Below are 15,399 nucleotides of genomic sequence, written 5' to 3'. Positions count from 1 at the left end.
GGATGGACGAACTCGAGGCGCGCGCGCAACGGCAGCTCGACGGCCTGCACGGGTTTCAGGAGAAGCTACGCGCGATCTCGGTCCGGGAGACGTCGTCCGACGGGCTGGTCACCGCCGAGGTGGACGGCAAGGGCGCGCTCATCGACCTCGAATTCGCGTACGGCGCCAACGAACTCGGCGCGAGCCGGCTGGCCGAACAGGTCGTGACGACCGCCGCGCTGGCCGCACAGAAGGTCTACGCCCGGATCGCCGCGGTGACCGAGGAGTTCAACGAGTCGTTCGGCGACATGCTGACCGCTCGTCCGGCCGAATGACGGACCCGGCCGACATGACACCGATCCATCAGACTGACACCCACGAGGGGGTTCGAGAATGACGAACGTCAAGGTGACGCCGGAGGTGCTCGAGGGCTTCGCCGCCACGAACGCCGCGATGGCAACCGCCGTCGGCACCGCCGGGTCGATCGACGCCGCGGCCAACACCGCGGCGATGGTCCCCGTCTTCGGGCTCATCGGGCAGGAATTCCTCGCCGCCTTCATCGCTGCGCAGGCCAGTCACCTCATGTCCGTGGGGCAGCTCGCGGCCGTGCATGCCGCCACCGCGGCGTCGACTGCGGCGGGTCTCGCCGAGTTCGAGGGCACCGACGCCGCCAGCGCCGCAGCCATCCGTTCGGTGCTGTGACGGTTCCACCGCTACCGGGCATCCCGGATGTGCCTGCCCTGAATCACATGACGGTGCAGGAGATGATCGAGGCGACCCCGCTCGGCCCGATCCTCGACCGCACGGTCGCCGACGTCCTGGGCGGACTGGGTCTGCCTCCGCTGCCGGTGCTGCCCCCATTGCCGCCGATGCCGGGACTGCCACCGCTGCAGCCACCGAATCTGGACATGTTCATCAAACCGATGACCGATCTGCTGGGTGGTTTCGGCACCGGTGATCTCTCGGGTGGCGGATTCGACCCGACCGTCATCTTCGAGAGCCTCACCAAGGTGCTCGAGACGTCGATGACGATAGGGCAGAGCGCACTCAAGCTCGCCGACCAGCTGTGGACCGGGCAGGGCGCGGTGAGCGCCGGCGCCAAGACCGCCGAAGCGGGGGCGAACAGTTCGGCTCTGGCCACGCAGGGGTCGGGGATCTCGCTCGACACCAAGACGGCGGCCGCGATCGTTGCCAAGGGGCTCGCAGTGGTGCAGGGGATCATCGCGGCAACGGTCGCCAAGATCACCAGCATGGCGGTCCCCATGATGATGACACCGGCGGTCGGCGCGGGCTTCGCGGCAGCGGCCGGGTTCGCCTCCGTCGGATTGTCGCAGGCGACGGCCGCGGTCGCGGTGACCCGGGCCGAACTACTCGGCCCGACGACGGCGATGGCCGTGAACGGTGCCCCGGTCGCCGTCACCGGTGCACCCACCGCGGGCGCGGGACAATCTCCGTTCACGCTGGCCAGTTCGATCCTCGACGTCGTGTCGCCGGCCATGTCGACGGCCACCGAACTGCCCACCTCGCTGATGCAACCGATCAGCAAGATGCTGAACGTCGAACACGGTTCTCCTGCCGTCGCCCCGGCTGCGCTGTCGCCGAAGTCGAAGGGCGCGGGCGGCGGTGGTGGTGGCGGGGGAGGCGGCGGAGGCGGTGGCATCGGAGGCGTGGGCGGAATGGCGACGCCGCTGGGTGCCTCGCGGCCGACCGTCCCGACGAACTTCACCCTCGGTGAACCCGCGCTCGGTGCATCGACGACCGCCAGGCCCGTGACGGCGCCCGCCGCGATGCCGATGGGTGGCGCACCGATGGGCGGTGCCCCGATGGGTGCCGCCGGTGCGCGCGGCGCGGGCGCCGCGGACGACCAGCACTCGGTACCCGACTATCTCGTCACCGAGGACAACGGCCGTCGCGTGGTCGGTGAGTCGCCTGAGGTCGCACCAGCGGTCATCGGCCATGAGGAAGCCGCGGAAGCCGATCCCAGCCCGGACATCGAACTGCGACTGGGCGTGCCCGGTCCGAAACGAAACGAGGAAGTATGAGCAACTCGCAACTCCGCGTCGAACCCGCCGAACTGATCTCGGCGGCAAGCGACCTCGACCGGATCGCCGATCGCCTGGAACACGCGCTCACCGCCGCCGGTCGGGCGTTGCCCGTGGCCGCGCAGGGTCGCGACGAGGTCTCGACCGCAGCTGCCGAGAGTTTCACGACGGTGGCCGAGAAGTTCGAAACGGACACGGCGACGGGAGTTCTGGAGATGCGGAAGATCGCCGCCGTACTCCGCGCGCAGGCCGCCGGCTTCATCGAGGGCGATGCCGAGGCGTCGGACGCCTTCCGGGTGGCGCTGTAGGAGAGCGCGAACCCCCCTGCATAGCAACATCATTCCGCTCACACATCCACAACCCGCCGGCATCGAAGGGAGGCGCTCGTGATCGGCTTCACCGGAGTCAACTGGGACACCCGTCCGACCGAACAGCTCGCCGCCGACCTCGGCGCCGGACCCGGGCCCGCGCCGCTGGCGGAAGCGGGCCTGGCCTGGGCCGCTCTCGCCGCGGAAGTCGGGGAAGCCGGTGTCGAATACGCCGCCGTGCTGGCACGCCTGGGGGTGCATTGGCAGTCCGCCCACACCAGTGCGGTTTTCGAGAAGCTGACCCGGCTGGCCCCATGGTTCGCCGAAGTCGCAACCGAGGCGGCCGAGAATGCCACACGCGCGGAATCCCAGGCCGCGGCGATCACGGTCGCGCGGTTGAACATGCCCGACCTCGCCGAGGTCGACGTCGTCGAGAAACTGCACGAGATCGCAACCACCGCCACCGCGGTCGCACCGATCATCGCCGGTGCGGCCGCCCAGGCCGAGCGTGCGGTCGCGCACCAGCGAATGCGGGCTGCCCGTGTGATGCAGACGTACGAGAATGCCACCGAACCTGTTGCCGCGCCGTGGGAATCGGCGAAACCCGCACCGGGACTCGTGTCCGGTGACGCGCTCGCTGCCGAGCAGGCGGCGGCGGCCCGCGCGGCCGCGCCACCTCCGACCCCGGCGCCGGCCGCGCCTCTGGGTGCGGCGATGCCCGCGGGCATCGGGGGAGTGTTCCTGCCGCCGCCCGAGAAGCTGAAGTACGCACCGACGATCGTCGCGAGCGGACCATCGCAGGTCGCCGCCGCGACGTCCGGCGGCGGTCCGGGGACGTCGGCCCCCGGCATCGGCCCCGGCGTACCGCCGCCGGTGGCTCCGGGTGTCGCCACGGCGGACCGCGGTTCGGTCGTCCGCACCGTCGGCGCCGATGCCGCCGAACTGGACTCGTCCGACCCTCCGTCCTCGGTGGCGACCGAATCCACGGAACAGTCGACCTGGGCCGAGCTGGCCACGTCAGATCGCCCTGCTGCGCATTATGTCTCGGCGCCAGACGGGCATGGTAGTCCCGACGTCGATCCGCGCTATCTGTCGGAGACGCTGATGCTCGGCAATCCGGGTGAACGCCGATGATGCCGATCACGCACGACGCCGGGATGACGTTCGACGCCGCAGTCCTGTGCCGGCTCGGCGAACGTTTCGGAGTCCAGACCTGGCCGGTCGTCCTCGATCTCGAGAACGCCGCCGTGGAGTCCGGCGCCGGCACCGAATCAGCCCAGGCCGACCCCGACGCGGTGATCGCGGCGCTCGAACTCGTCGAGCACGGTGAGCCCACACCGTGGGCGTCGACGGTGCTACGGGTGCTGGCGCAACCGCAGCGCGAGATCGAGATCCGCTCCTACACCGACGACGCGGTTCGCCGAATCTGTGTGGCGCGCAACGGCCACGACCACGTACTCGTGACGCGGACGGGCCGTCGCGTCGACGTCACGGTCGTCGATGTCGCCGACGTCGAGGCCCTCGCCGCGGTCGTGCGGGCTCAGTTCGACGCTCTCGAATCCGGCGCGGCGCCAGCTGAATTCACGGCCTTCTCGGCTCCGTCCGACGAGGTCGTCGCCCGGCTCGGCCGTTGTCGGGCCGGCACCGAGACGACCTACGCCCTGCACGCGCTCGGCGCCGCACCGGCCGATGCCGTCGTCGTCTCGGCAGGGTTCGCGTCGTGCCGGACGCGCACCGAGATCGTCGCCTCGATGAACGAGGACGGACGATTCGCTCAATCTTCTGGAGCTGTCGCGATTTTCGACACCGAACGGGGTCGAATCGTGTCCAGTCCCAGCAAGTCCCCGGACGGTCGGGTGTGGACCACCTTCTCGCCGGGATCGGGTCATCGAATCGCACAGGCGGTCAGCCTGTTGATAGAGACCCTGCCCGACGGGAAATGGATGCCATGATCCGCATCGGGGGATTCCGCGGAACAGACCGCCGCGGGAATCAACTGTCAGGGGTATCTGTGTCACGGATACCAACGGGGGCATCGCCAAACGGTGCCGTTACACAGGAGGAGCACTCATGCTGAACTTGCCCGGAGCAGGCGGCGCCGGCGTCACCGTGAACGTCGCGGACGGACAGGCCACCGCAGCCAAGGTCGGCAGTCTCGTCGAGGACATGAAGACTGTCATCAACCAGATCGCGCAGCACGCCGGAAACGCCACACCCACGTGGCAGGGCTCGGCCGGTGTCGCGTTCGACGGCACGCACACCGACTGGAACAAGGCCGCGCTGACGATGAATCAGCTGCTGGAGCAGATCAAGACCCAGCTCACCAACGGCTTCGCCGGCTACGAGGACCAGGACGCGGCTGCCGCGCGCGGACTCAACACCAGCGTCTGACACCGGTCCGCATCCCGAACCTCACGTTCTGCGAAAGGAACCCACCATGAACGGCTCCATCAATTACGACTTCGCCGCTCTCGGCGATCTCAGCGGCGGCCTCCGGGCTGCCTTCACCCGGCTCGAGGACCTGAACTCGCAGCTCAAGGCGCAGGTCGCCGCCCTTGACGGGAACTGGAACTCCCAGCAGGCCAAGGCCGCCTACGTCGACGCGCAGGGTGCCTTCGATCGGATCTTCACCCAGTCCCGTGACTCGCTGACCGCGCTGGAGCAGGGTGTCAGCAACGCCAGCCGCGTCATGCAGGACACCGACGCAGCGATCGGAACGGGTTTCCGCGGTCTCGTCTGACCGCCGACCGATGCGTAGCCCGACGTCAGGACGGGGACCCCACGGCCGTGCGCCGGGGTCCCCGTTCGCGTTCGGGCGCGCCGTCTGCCAACGCCCGCGGGAGTCCCGCTTCGTGCGATAGCGTCGACGTCTACAGACCTCGCGGCACCCGTGCCCCGAGGGCGCAGATCTCGACGAGGAGGTAAGCGGTGGCATCTGCCAAGACCGTCGGAGGTGGTCGGGAGCAGTTCACCCGGAACTCCGGCTTCATCTTCGCCGCAATCGGTTCCGCAGTGGGCCTCGGCAACATCTGGCGCTTCCCGGGCGTCGCGTACGAGAGCGGCAGCGGCGCGTTCCTCATCCCGTACCTGGTCGCCCTGCTGACCGCGGGCATTCCCGTGCTGTTCCTGGACTACGCGGTCGGGCACCGCTTCCGCGGCACCGCACCGTTGTCGTTCCGGCGCATCAAGAAGCCGGTCGAGACGCTCGGCTGGTTCCAGACCGGTCTGCTGTTCGTCATCGGCGTCTACTACGCGGCGGTCATCGCGTGGGCGGCCAGTTACTTCGTCTTCTCGTTCAACCAGAGCTGGGGCGACGACCCGGCGACCTTCTTCACGCAGGACTACCTCCAGGTCGGTGATCCGGGTGTCTCGACGACCATCGTCGGCGGCGTCGCACTGCCCCTGGTCATCGTGTGGCTCGCGGTGCTGGCCGTCCTGGCGCTCGGTGTCGCGAACGGCATCGAGAAGGTCAACATCGTGTTCATCCCGTTGCTGTTCATCGGGTTCACCGGTCTGGTGATCCGGGCGATCACCCTGCCCGGCGCCGCCGACGGGCTTAACGCCCTCTTCACCCCGCAGTGGGCCGCTCTGAAGGACCTCGACGTGTGGATCGCGGCCTACAGCCAGATCTTCTTCTCGCTGTCGATCGCGTTCGGCATCATGATTGCCTATGCGTCGTTCCAGCGACGCAGGGCCAACATGACCAGCTCGGGTCTGGTCGTCGCGTTCGCCAACTCCTCGTTCGAGATCCTCGCCGGCATCGGCGTGTTCTCGGCGCTCGGCTTCCTGGCCTACCAGCAGCAGGTGGCCGTCTCGGATCTCGAGGGTCTGACCGGTCCGATCCTGTCGTTCGTCACCTTCCCGGCCGTCATCTCGGAGATGCCGGGCGCCGCGTTCTTCGGGGCGCTGTTCTTCGGCTCGCTCGTGATCGCGGGCTTCACCTCGCTCATCTCGCTGATGATCGGTGTGTCCGGTGCGCTCCAGGACAAGTGGGGCATCAGCCGCACCAAGGCGGCGGTCGGCGTCTCCGGTATCTGTGGCCTGATCTCGATCGCCCTGTTCTCCACGACCTCCGGCCTGATCGCTCTCGACACGGTGGACATGTTCGCCAACAACGTCGGCGTCGTCGCGTCGGCGATCATGATGACGGTCATCCTCATCTGGGTGCTCCGCCGTGGAGACATGCTGCGCCAGCATCTGAACGCCGTCTCGACGTTCAAGGTCGGCAAGATCTGGCTGGCGCTCGTCGGGGTCGTGGCGCCGATCTTCCTCACGATCATGCTGGTGCAGAAGGTGTGGTCGGTCATCGACGAGGGATACGAGGGGTACCCGACGTGGTACCTCGGCGTCTTCGGCTGGGGCACGATCGCGCTGGTCGTCGTGGCTGCGGTGCTGCTCACCCTGCCGTCCTGGAAGGGCCGGGATCAACCGGACTTCCTACCGTGGCCACCGCTGGCCGACACCGGCCGCACCTCCGGCCCGTCCACGAAGGAGACCGTCCGATGAGCGGTATCGCCATCGTCATGCTCATCGTGTCGATCACCATCGTGTGGGGTGGGCTCGTCGCGAGCATCGTGTTCCTCCGTCGTCGGCCCGAGGTGGAGGACCTGGCAGAGGATCCGGACCTGGTCCGGGAGGACGCCGACCGCGCGGCCCGGCCCCACCCTTCGCGCGACACCTGAGGCTGGGAGCACCTGCCCCTCGGAACCGCCCGGTCGTTCGGTTAGCCTGGATCGAACGCATTCGCGCCTGCATCGACGGGCGCCCGACGCGAACGACAAGGGGATCAAGTGACGACTGCTCAGGACGAGCTGAAGGCCGACAGCCGCAACGGAATCGACTACAAGGTGGCCGACCTGTCCCTCGCGGACTTCGGCCGCAAGGAGATCGAGCTCGCCGAGCACGAGATGCCCGGACTCATGGCGCTTCGACGCGAATACGCGGACGTGCTGCCGCTCAAGGGAGCTCGTATCTCCGGCTCGCTGCACATGACCGTGCAGACCGCGGTCCTCATCGAGACCCTCACCGCTCTCGGCGCCGAGGTGCGATGGGCGTCGTGCAACATCTTCTCCACCCAGGATCACGCGGCCGCGGCGATCGTCGTCGGCCCCAACGGCACGCCGGACGAGCCGAAGGGTGTGCCGGTCTTCGCCTGGAAGGGCGAGACCCTGGAGGAGTACTGGTGGGCGGCCGAGGAGATGCTGACCTGGCCCGGTGAACCGGCGAACATGATCCTCGACGACGGCGGGGACGCCACCATGCTGGTGCTCCGCGGTGCCGAGTTCGAGAAGGCCGGCGTGGTCCCGCCCGCGGAGGACGACCACCCCGCCGAGTACAAGGTGTTCCTCGAACTGCTGCGCAAGCGGTTCGAGACGGACAAGGGCAAGTGGACCGCGATCGCCGAGTCGGTCCAGGGCGTCACCGAGGAGACCACCACCGGTGTGCTGCGGCTGTACCAGTTCGCCGCCGCCGGCGACCTCGCGTTCCCGGCGATCAACGTCAATGACTCGGTGACCAAGTCGAAGTTCGACAACAAGTACGGGACCCGCCACTCGCTGATCGACGGCATCAACCGCGGCACCGATGTCCTCATCGGCGGCAAGAAGGTGCTGATCTGCGGCTACGGCGACGTCGGCAAGGGATGCGCGGAATCGCTCGCCGGCCAGGGCGCCCGCGTCCAGGTCACCGAGATCGACCCGATCAACGCGCTGCAGGCGCTGATGGACGGCTTCGACGTCGTCACCGTCGAGGACGCGATCGGCAACGCCGACATCGTCATCACGTCGACCGGCAACCTCGGCATCATCACCCTCGAGCACATGCGGGCGATGAAGCACCAGGCGATCCTGGGCAACATCGGCCACTTCGACAACGAGATCGACATGGCCGGTCTCGAGCGGTCGGGTGCCAAGCGCATCACCGTCAAGCCGCAGGTCGACCAGTGGATCTTCGAGAACGGCAAGTCGATCATCGTGCTCTCCGAGGGGCGTCTGCTCAACCTCGGCAACGCGACCGGTCACCCCTCGTTCGTCATGAGCAACAGCTTCTCGAACCAGGTCATCGCGCAGATCGAGCTGTGGACGAAGAACGACGAGTACGACAACGAGGTCTACCGCCTGCCCAAGCACCTCGACGAGAAGGTGGCCCGCATCCACGTGGAGGCGCTCGGCGGGAAGCTCACCAAGCTCACCAAGGAGCAGGCCGAGTACATCAACGTCGATGTCGAGGGGCCGTACAAGCCCGAGCACTACCGCTACTGATCGATCGGCAGAGAAAAGGAGCCCCACCTCGGTGGGGCTCCTTTTTCTATGACCGGGGGTTCGAAAGCCGGGTCCCCGAGGTCAGGTTCCGATGTCGGGTTCGGCGTCGGGGCAGTAGATCCACGAACCCTCCTCCTTGAGGAAGCGCTCGTTCGACTTCTCCGATGCCGTTCTCTCCGTGCCCTTCTCGAGGTGGGACACGACCTCGGACTGGGCGACGTCGCCGTCGAAGACCGTGTCGAGGAAGCCGTCGAGAACGATGTCTCCGCCGTCGGCAGGGGGTACGCCGGTGATCCGGTCGCGGGACTGGGTGCACACCGCGGCGCGCATGCGCGCGATGTCGCGCTCGTTGCGGGCGGTGATGTAGGCGAGCAACGCCGCCCGGATCTCAGATAGGGCGGTGTAGTCGGTCGATCCCGGCTCCGACCCGCTCTCACTCGGCGACGGGTCGTCGGAGACGGAGGTCGGGCCCGACGTCGCGCTCGACGAACCGGCGACCACCGTGTCGTCCGACGACGATCTGGTCACCACCACCGTGAGGACCAGGGCGATCACCGCGACGACCGCGACGCCGCCGAGCACCCAGGCGACGATCACCCCGGTGTTGCCACGCGGCGGCGGGCCGGGCGGACCCCCGAAGCCGGGGGTCCCGGGCCCGGAGGGACCGTACTGTCCCGGGGCGAATGGGGGGCGGCCGTACGGGGCGGGCGGAGGGCCGTATCCCCCCGGGCGATGCGGACCGGGCACTGGTTGCCGACCCGGGCCGTACTGCTGACCGGGACCCTGTTGACCGGGGCCCTGCCTGCCGGGACCCGGCGGGCCCGAACCCTGAGGACCCGGGCCCGGCCGGCCGGGGCCCGGCGGACCGTACGGCGGCGGTCCACCACCTGGTGGCGGTGGCTGATAGGTCATGAAACGCCCTTCAGAATCGGTGGTCCAAGGCTATCGAAAGGGCGCCGCGAGGTCATCGGACGCGTCATTCGGTCGGTGCTGTCCGGTCGGTACGGAGGTCGTCGGCCAGGCCCGCGACATCCTCGCCGTCGAACAGGTACCAGGGCGACATCCAGCCGTCCCCCGCGAGTTCGCGATAGACGGCGTCGACCCGGCGCTGCAGGGCGTCGTCGCGTTCGTAGGCGTCCCGGGCTCGCGCCGCGTCCTGGTCGGCGCGCGACGCAGCACGCTGCATCGCGACCTCCGGTGGCACCCCGAGCAGGACATGGCGATCGGGGACCGGCATGTCGAATCGGCCGAACTCCAGGTCGACGACCCACCGCACCATCTCACCGCCGGCGCCCTGCTCCAGACGTGCGGCGTTGTAGGCGGCGTTGGACGCGACATAGCGGTCCAGGATCACGATGTCGTGGGCTTTGGTGGCGGCGTGGATGTCCTCCGCCGCTCCGGCCCGGTCGAGCGCGAACAGCAGTGCCATCGCGTACACGCTGTCGCGTAGATCGCCATGCGAACCGTGGAGCGCTTCGGCGGCGATGTCGGCGGTCGCCGACCGGCCATAGCGCGGGAAGGTGAACGTGGCGACCCGGAGTCCGGCCGCTGACCACCGATCGATCAGACCGGTGACCAAGGTGTTCTTTCCGGCGCCGTCGAGCCCTTCCACGGCTATCAATTGACCCACGCCGGGGAGTCTAGGTGGTTAAACCAAACGGGTCAGAACGTCCGTCCCGGCGCGTCGATCACCACGGTTTCATCACGGTGATGTCACCATTGACAACATGAAACCCCGCATCCTCGTCGTCGACGACGACGCCGCACTCGCCGAGATGCTGACGATCGTGTTGCGCGGCGAGGGTTTCGAGCCCTTCGTGGTGGGCGACGGCACACAGGCTCTGACTGCGGTCCGGGAGATCCGTCCCGATCTGGTGCTTCTCGACCTCATGCTGCCCGGCATGAACGGCATCGACGTCTGCCGTGTGCTGCGTGCCGATTCGGGTGTGCCCATCGTGATGCTGACGGCGAAGTCCGACACCGTCGATGTGGTGCTGGGCCTGGAATCCGGCGCCGATGACTACATGGTCAAACCGTTCAAGCCGAAGGAGCTGGTCGCCCGGGTGCGTGCGCGCCTGCGCCGGACCGACGAGGAACCGGCCGAGCTGCTGTCGATCGGCCCGGTGGAGATCGACGTGCCCGCCCACAAGGTCACCCGCGATGGCGTGCCGATCTCGCTGACCCCGCTCGAGTTCGACCTGCTCGTCGCGCTCGCGCGCAAGCCCCGTCAGGTGTTCACCCGCGACGTCCTCCTCGAACAGGTGTGGGGATACCGGCATCCGGCGGACACTAGACTCGTCAACGTGCATGTCCAGCGGTTACGCGCGAAGGTCGAAACCGACCCGGAGAATCCCGAGGTCGTCCTGACGGTGAGGGGGGTCGGCTACAAGGCCGGCCCGCCGTGATCGGTCGATCTCGACGACGGGTCAACAGCACTCTCGGACGCTTCACCCGCACCGCCGGCGCTGTCGGACGTGCCTTCGGGCACATCTGGCGGCGCTCGCTGCAGTTGCGGGTCGTGGTGTCCACGTTGGTGCTGTCGGTCGTCGTTCTCCTCATTCTCGGTTTCGTCCTCGTCACCCAGATCACCGACCGGTTGCTCGACGTCAAGCTGGCGGCGGCGACCGAGGAGATCGATCGCGCCCGCATCTCGGTGGAGCGCGATCTGTCGAGCGGCGCGGGCAACATGTCCGTCCAGAACCGTTTGCGTCAGACGCGGTCCCTGCTCACCGACCGGGACGCCGACACCGGGCAGGCGTCGGGTGCCGTCGGTGCCTTCGACACCGTCCTGCTGGTACCGGGCGGCTCCGACAACGGGGTCGCGAGCGGCGTCGGGCCGACGGCCGAGGTGCCGTCGAACCTGCGGGACATGGTCCGCGGCGGTCAGGTGGCCTACCAGTACACCCAGGTCCCCGACGGGACGGGGGGTCGGGCGCCGGCGCTGATCGTCGGCAGTCCCACGAACGCCTCGGTGCCCGGCCTCGAGTTGTACCTGGTGTTCCCGCTGACGGCGGAACAGAACACGCTCGACCTCGTCCGCGGCACGCTGCTGACGGGCAGCATCGTGCTGCTCGGCCTGCTGGCCGCGATCGCGTGGCTCGTGTCGCGTCAGGTCGTCATCCCGGTGCGGTCGGCGTCGCGGATCGCGGTGCGGTTCGCCGACGGCCGACTGAAGGAGCGGATGCCGGTCCGCGGTGAGGACGACATGGCCCGGCTCGCGATGTCCTTCAACGACATGGCCGAGAGCCTGTCCAAGCAGATCACCCATCTCGAGGAGTTCGGCGGACTGCAGCGGCAGTTCACCTCCGACGTCAGCCACGAACTGCGCACGCCGCTGACCACCGTGCGGATGGCCTCCGACGTGCTCTACGAGGGCCGCGAGGATCTCGACCCGGTCCGCAAGCGGTCGGTGGAATTGCTGGACAAGGAACTCGACCGCTTCGAGACGTTGCTCAACGAGCTCCTGGAGATCTCGCGTCACGACGCCGGCATGGCCGAACTGGCCGCCGAGCGGATGGACATGGCCATCCCGATCGACGGTGCCCTGGCCACCGTCGGTCACCTCGCGGAGGAGACCGGCACCGAGCTCGTCCTCGATCTCCCGGCCGAACCCGTCCTGGCCGAGATCGATCCGCGTCGCGTCGAACGCATCCTGCGGAACCTGCTCGCCAACGCCATCGATCACGGCGAACGGAAACCGGTGACGCTCACCATGCGTTCGGATGGTGACGCGGTGGCCATCACCGTGCGCGATCAGGGCATCGGATTGCGGCCGGGGGAGGAGAAGCTGGTGTTCAACCGGTTCTGGCGATCCGACCCGTCGCGATTCCGGCGTTCGGGCGGTACCGGCCTCGGCCTCGCCATCAGCATCGAGGACGCCCGCCTGCACCAGGGGCGCCTCGAGGCGTGGGGTGAACCGGGCAAGGGCGCGTGCTTCCGGTTGACGTTGCCGCTCGTGCGCGGGCACAAGGTCCTCGGTTCGCCGCTGCCCCTGAAATCGGTGGGCACCCTGCAGCGCACCTCCGCGCCCAGGACGGGTGGGCGCGCCGCGGGCCCGGGAGCGGGTGCCGAATGACGCGGTCATCCCGGTCCGGCCGCGCCGTCCTGGCGCTGGCGCTCGGCATCGCGGCGCTGCTGCTGGTCACCGCGTGCGGGGCGATCCCCAACGACTCGTCGCCCCAGCCGATCAAATCGTTCGAACGGGAGGGCGCGACCAACGCCGTCCCGGTGCCCCAGGCCGACATGGATCCCGAGGCCCTGGTGCGGGCCTTCCTCAAGTCCACCGTCGATCCCGACTCGGCGCATCGCTCGGCGCGCGCATTCCTGACCTCGGTCGCCTCGCAGCAGTGGGACGACCGCGGCGACGCGCTGATCGTCGACGAGATCAACACCTTCGTCGACCAACGCAACGAGGACTCGGTGCGGATGCGGCTCATCGGCGACAACGTCGGGACCCTCAAGTCCGACGGTCAGCTGCTGCCGGCCTCGGGACGGGTCGAGACCAGCATCAGCCTCACCCGCTCGGGAGACCAGTGGCGCATCGACGGGCCCCTGCCGAACGGCACGATGATCGACCGGGACCAGTTCGACAGCACCTACCGGCCGGTCTCGCTGTACTACAGCGACCGCACCGGGCGCCGGCTCGTCCCCGACCCGCGCTGGCTCTACGCGGGACAGGCGACCGACCCGACCGTGCTGGTGAACCGGTTGATCGCGGGACCCGCGTCGGACCTCGCGGCGGCAGTGGACAGCGGCTTCCCCAACGGAGCCGCGCTGCGGGGTCCGGTCGTCGGCCTCGCCGGGGGCGGCGTGCGTGTGGATCTCGACGGCATCGGGAGCGCCCCCGCGCGGGATCGCAACCTGCTGGCGGCGCAGATCATCTGGACGCTCGACGGCGCCGACATATCCGGGCCCTACGTCATCGACGCCGACGGCGCGCCGCTGGCCGCCGAACGCGCCTCCGGATGGCAGACCACCGACGTGCGGGCCTTCGATCCAAACTCTGTGACGACCACCGATGTCGGGCTCAACATCGTCACGGGCGGCGCGTTGCGAGCGGTGACCGACACCGCGACCGTGCCGGTGCAGGGGCCGCTCGGGTCGGCGCGCGATCTGCGGTCGGCGACCATCTCCGACAACGGGGCGCGGGTGGCCGCGGTCCGGAGTCTGTCCGGACCCGAGCGCAGGCTCGAACTGGTGATCGGCGACTACGGCGGCGACGTCGGACCGATCGTCGGCGGGTCGTCGATCACCCGGCCGTCGTTCGGCTCCGACGAGAACACCGTGTGGGTCGTCGTCGACGGCAAACCGATCCAATGGCAACGCGACGACGACGGCACCGCCACCGTGCCCGTCGAGGCTTCGGCGATCCCTACGGTCGCGCGAGGCGCGATCACCGAGATGCAGGTGGCCCCGGACGGTGTGCGCACCGCACTGGTGGTCGGCGGACAGATCGTCTTTGCGGTGCTGTCGACCAACACCGAGGGCCAGGTGTCGCTGACCAGCCCGCGGATCGCGGCCTACAACATCGGCAACCGCGCGGTCTCGGTGGACTGGGCGTCGCCGACGACGCTGATGATCGCGCGCGAGGCACCCGAGTCGCCGGTCGTGCAACTGTCGATCGACGGCACCCCGGCGGTTGGCCTGCTGAGCGGCAACGTGTCACCGCCGGTGCGGGCGGTGGTCGCCAACGCCTCGACGATCTACGTGGGCGATCAGCGCGGTGTGCTGCGACTCGGCAGCAGCAACGGCCAACCCGACCAGTACTGGACCGAGGTCGAGCCGGCGATGATCGAGGGCGCGATCCCGGTCCTGCCCTGAAATCCGAGCCGCTACCGTCAGGCAGCTGCGAGCACGACGACCGCCGCGACGTCGACGCCGTTCTCGGCGAGCACGCGCACCGATTCGGTCACGGTTGCGCCGGTCGTCAGCACGTCGTCGACCAGGATCGCGCTCGCCCCGGGGGCCGGGACGGCGCCGGAGCGCAGCCGGACGGCGCCGCGTAGATTCCGGGCGCGGGCCCGGGCGTCGAGTCCGGCGGAGTCCCGTGCCGTCGCCGACGTCACCAGCAGCGGTGCGACCCGTACCCGTCGGCCCAGTGCGGGCGCCGCGTTCGCCGCCACCGCCGTGACGGGGTCCCCGCCGCGCCGCCGCGCCGTCATCCGGCGGGTCGGTGCCGGGATCAGGAGCAGCCGTTCGGCGTCGGGGAGCTCACCCCACCGGGCCAGCACGCGGACACCGAGCGCGAGGGCGGTGCCGAGGGGCCGGGCGAGATCGCGACGGTCGTGTTCCTTGAGCGCGATGATCGCCTGCCGATGCGGACCGCGGTACCGGCCCAGCGCCCAGACCGGGACGCCGGGCGCGACCCGAGGGTGGGCCGCGATGGGGGCGTCGGACAACGCGCGCTCGCATCGTCGGCACCACCGGGTACCTGGGCGACCGCACCCGCCGCAGACCATCGGGAACATCAGATCGGCTCCCGCCTCGAAGACCTCCCGGCGCCACGTCACGCGCCGACGGTAGTGCACCTCGCACAGGTGTGCGGGGCGGTGGGCGAGGGTGTGCACAACCGGGGCACGGGTGCTCGCGGGAGGATCTCGTGCCCGTTCGTCCCGACATGCCGACGCCGCGCCGCAAAACGTGGCCGAGACCGGAACTTGCGGCTACGGTCGGGGGTACAGCAGGTTGCCGGAGGCCGTCGAGGTGTGCCGGCCACGACCGCTTTTGCCGGGAGGTGATGCCCCTGTCTTTGAGTGTCAGCTGTCAGCTGACATGGACACATCCTCGGTGCCGTTCGAATCGCCAGTGCGA

17 protein-coding genes are annotated in these 15,399 nt (G+C 69.0%); 14 read left to right on the top strand and 3 right to left on the bottom strand.

Features of this window, described 5'->3' with window-relative positions:
- Positions 1-2: 2 nt before the first annotated feature.
- From LEL84_RS08700 to ahcY, 11 genes are all read left to right on the top strand, one after another.
- Complete coding sequence (locus LEL84_RS08700) at positions 3-314, top strand: YbaB/EbfC family nucleoid-associated protein (protein WP_226514273.1); 312 nt, start codon at positions 3-5, stop codon at positions 312-314.
- A 58-nt stretch (positions 315-372) separates the two neighbouring features.
- Entirely contained in the window at positions 373-681 is a 309-nt protein-coding gene (locus LEL84_RS08695) for a type VII secretion target (RefSeq protein WP_058251955.1), read from the top strand.
- A 47-nt stretch (positions 682-728) separates the two neighbouring features.
- Positions 729-2,021, top strand: coding sequence for a hypothetical protein (locus LEL84_RS08690; RefSeq protein ID WP_226513814.1), 1,293 nt, complete (start codon positions 729-731; stop codon positions 2,019-2,021).
- Positions 2,018-2,329, top strand: a complete 312-nt coding sequence (locus LEL84_RS08685) for a PE family protein (protein ID WP_137810653.1) — start codon at positions 2,018-2,020, stop codon at positions 2,327-2,329. Before LEL84_RS08690 ends, LEL84_RS08685 begins: the two co-directional genes overlap by 4 nt.
- 78 nt (positions 2,330-2,407) lie before the next feature.
- The gene (locus LEL84_RS08680) at positions 2,408-3,463 is read left to right on the top strand and encodes a PPE domain-containing protein (RefSeq protein WP_226513813.1); all 1,056 of its coding nucleotides are present in this window, start codon (positions 2,408-2,410) and stop codon (positions 3,461-3,463) included.
- Positions 3,460-4,281: an ESX secretion-associated protein EspG gene (locus LEL84_RS08675; RefSeq protein WP_226513812.1), complete on the top strand. Its 822-nt coding sequence runs from the start codon at positions 3,460-3,462 to the stop codon at positions 4,279-4,281. The genes LEL84_RS08680 and LEL84_RS08675 overlap by 4 nt, the downstream gene beginning before the upstream one ends.
- A 118-nt stretch (positions 4,282-4,399) precedes the next feature.
- On the top strand, positions 4,400-4,720 hold the full coding sequence (locus LEL84_RS08670; protein WP_226513811.1) for a WXG100 family type VII secretion target: 321 nt from the start codon (positions 4,400-4,402) through the stop codon (positions 4,718-4,720).
- A gap of 46 nt (positions 4,721-4,766) precedes the next feature.
- Positions 4,767-5,069, top strand: a complete 303-nt coding sequence (locus LEL84_RS08665) for a WXG100 family type VII secretion target (protein WP_058251950.1) — start codon at positions 4,767-4,769, stop codon at positions 5,067-5,069.
- A 188-nt stretch (positions 5,070-5,257) separates the two neighbouring features.
- On the top strand, positions 5,258-6,835 hold the full coding sequence (locus LEL84_RS08660) for a sodium-dependent transporter (RefSeq protein WP_226513810.1): 1,578 nt from the start codon (positions 5,258-5,260) through the stop codon (positions 6,833-6,835).
- The gene (locus tag LEL84_RS08655) at positions 6,832-7,011 is read left to right on the top strand and encodes a methionine/alanine import family NSS transporter small subunit (protein ID WP_058251948.1); all 180 of its coding nucleotides are present in this window, start codon (positions 6,832-6,834) and stop codon (positions 7,009-7,011) included. The genes LEL84_RS08660 and LEL84_RS08655 overlap by 4 nt, the downstream gene beginning before the upstream one ends.
- 108 nt (positions 7,012-7,119) lie before the next feature.
- Positions 7,120-8,589 (top strand): adenosylhomocysteinase, encoded by a 1,470-nt coding sequence (gene ahcY, locus LEL84_RS08650; protein WP_058251947.1) that lies wholly within the window; start codon positions 7,120-7,122, stop codon positions 8,587-8,589.
- Positions 8,590-8,670: 81 nt separating this feature from the next.
- Here the strand turns inward: ahcY and LEL84_RS08645 are convergent, their stop codons facing one another.
- Both LEL84_RS08645 and LEL84_RS08640 read right to left on the bottom strand, forming a co-directional pair.
- Positions 8,671-9,186 carry a hypothetical protein gene (locus LEL84_RS08645; protein ID WP_226513809.1) on the bottom strand — a complete coding sequence of 172 codons (516 nt, stop codon included), beginning with the start codon at positions 9,184-9,186 and terminating at the stop codon, positions 8,671-8,673.
- A gap of 379 nt (positions 9,187-9,565) precedes the next feature.
- Positions 9,566-10,219 carry a dTMP kinase gene (locus LEL84_RS08640; RefSeq protein WP_226513808.1) on the bottom strand — a complete coding sequence of 218 codons (654 nt, stop codon included), beginning with the start codon at positions 10,217-10,219 and terminating at the stop codon, positions 9,566-9,568.
- Between the two features lie 88 nt (positions 10,220-10,307).
- Between LEL84_RS08640 and mtrA the strand changes: the two genes are divergently transcribed.
- The 3 genes from mtrA to lpqB are packed head-to-tail and all read left to right on the top strand — an operon-like array spanning position 10,308 to position 14,409.
- A complete protein-coding gene (gene mtrA / locus LEL84_RS08635; RefSeq protein ID WP_091344371.1) occupies positions 10,308-10,994 on the top strand; it encodes an MtrAB system response regulator MtrA in 687 nt (228 codons plus the stop codon).
- Complete coding sequence (mtrB, locus tag LEL84_RS08630) at positions 10,991-12,664, top strand: MtrAB system histidine kinase MtrB (protein WP_058251944.1); 1,674 nt, start codon at positions 10,991-10,993, stop codon at positions 12,662-12,664. Before mtrA ends, mtrB begins: the two co-directional genes overlap by 4 nt.
- Positions 12,661-14,409: an MtrAB system accessory lipoprotein LpqB gene (gene lpqB, locus LEL84_RS08625; RefSeq protein ID WP_226513807.1), complete on the top strand. Its 1,749-nt coding sequence runs from the start codon at positions 12,661-12,663 to the stop codon at positions 14,407-14,409. Before mtrB ends, lpqB begins: the two co-directional genes overlap by 4 nt.
- A 17-nt stretch (positions 14,410-14,426) precedes the next feature.
- On the opposite strand, the gene LEL84_RS08620 is transcribed toward lpqB, so the two are convergent.
- Positions 14,427-15,056 carry a ComF family protein gene (locus tag LEL84_RS08620; protein ID WP_137810668.1) on the bottom strand — a complete coding sequence of 210 codons (630 nt, stop codon included), beginning with the start codon at positions 15,054-15,056 and terminating at the stop codon, positions 14,427-14,429.
- Between the last annotated feature and the right edge of the window lie 343 nt (positions 15,057-15,399).

The sequence above is a fragment of the Gordonia sp. WA4-43 genome (assembly GCF_020520305.1).
Lineage (GTDB): Bacteria > Actinomycetota > Actinomycetes > Mycobacteriales > Mycobacteriaceae > Gordonia > Gordonia hongkongensis.
This window is presented reverse-complemented; position numbering and strand designations above follow the sequence as displayed.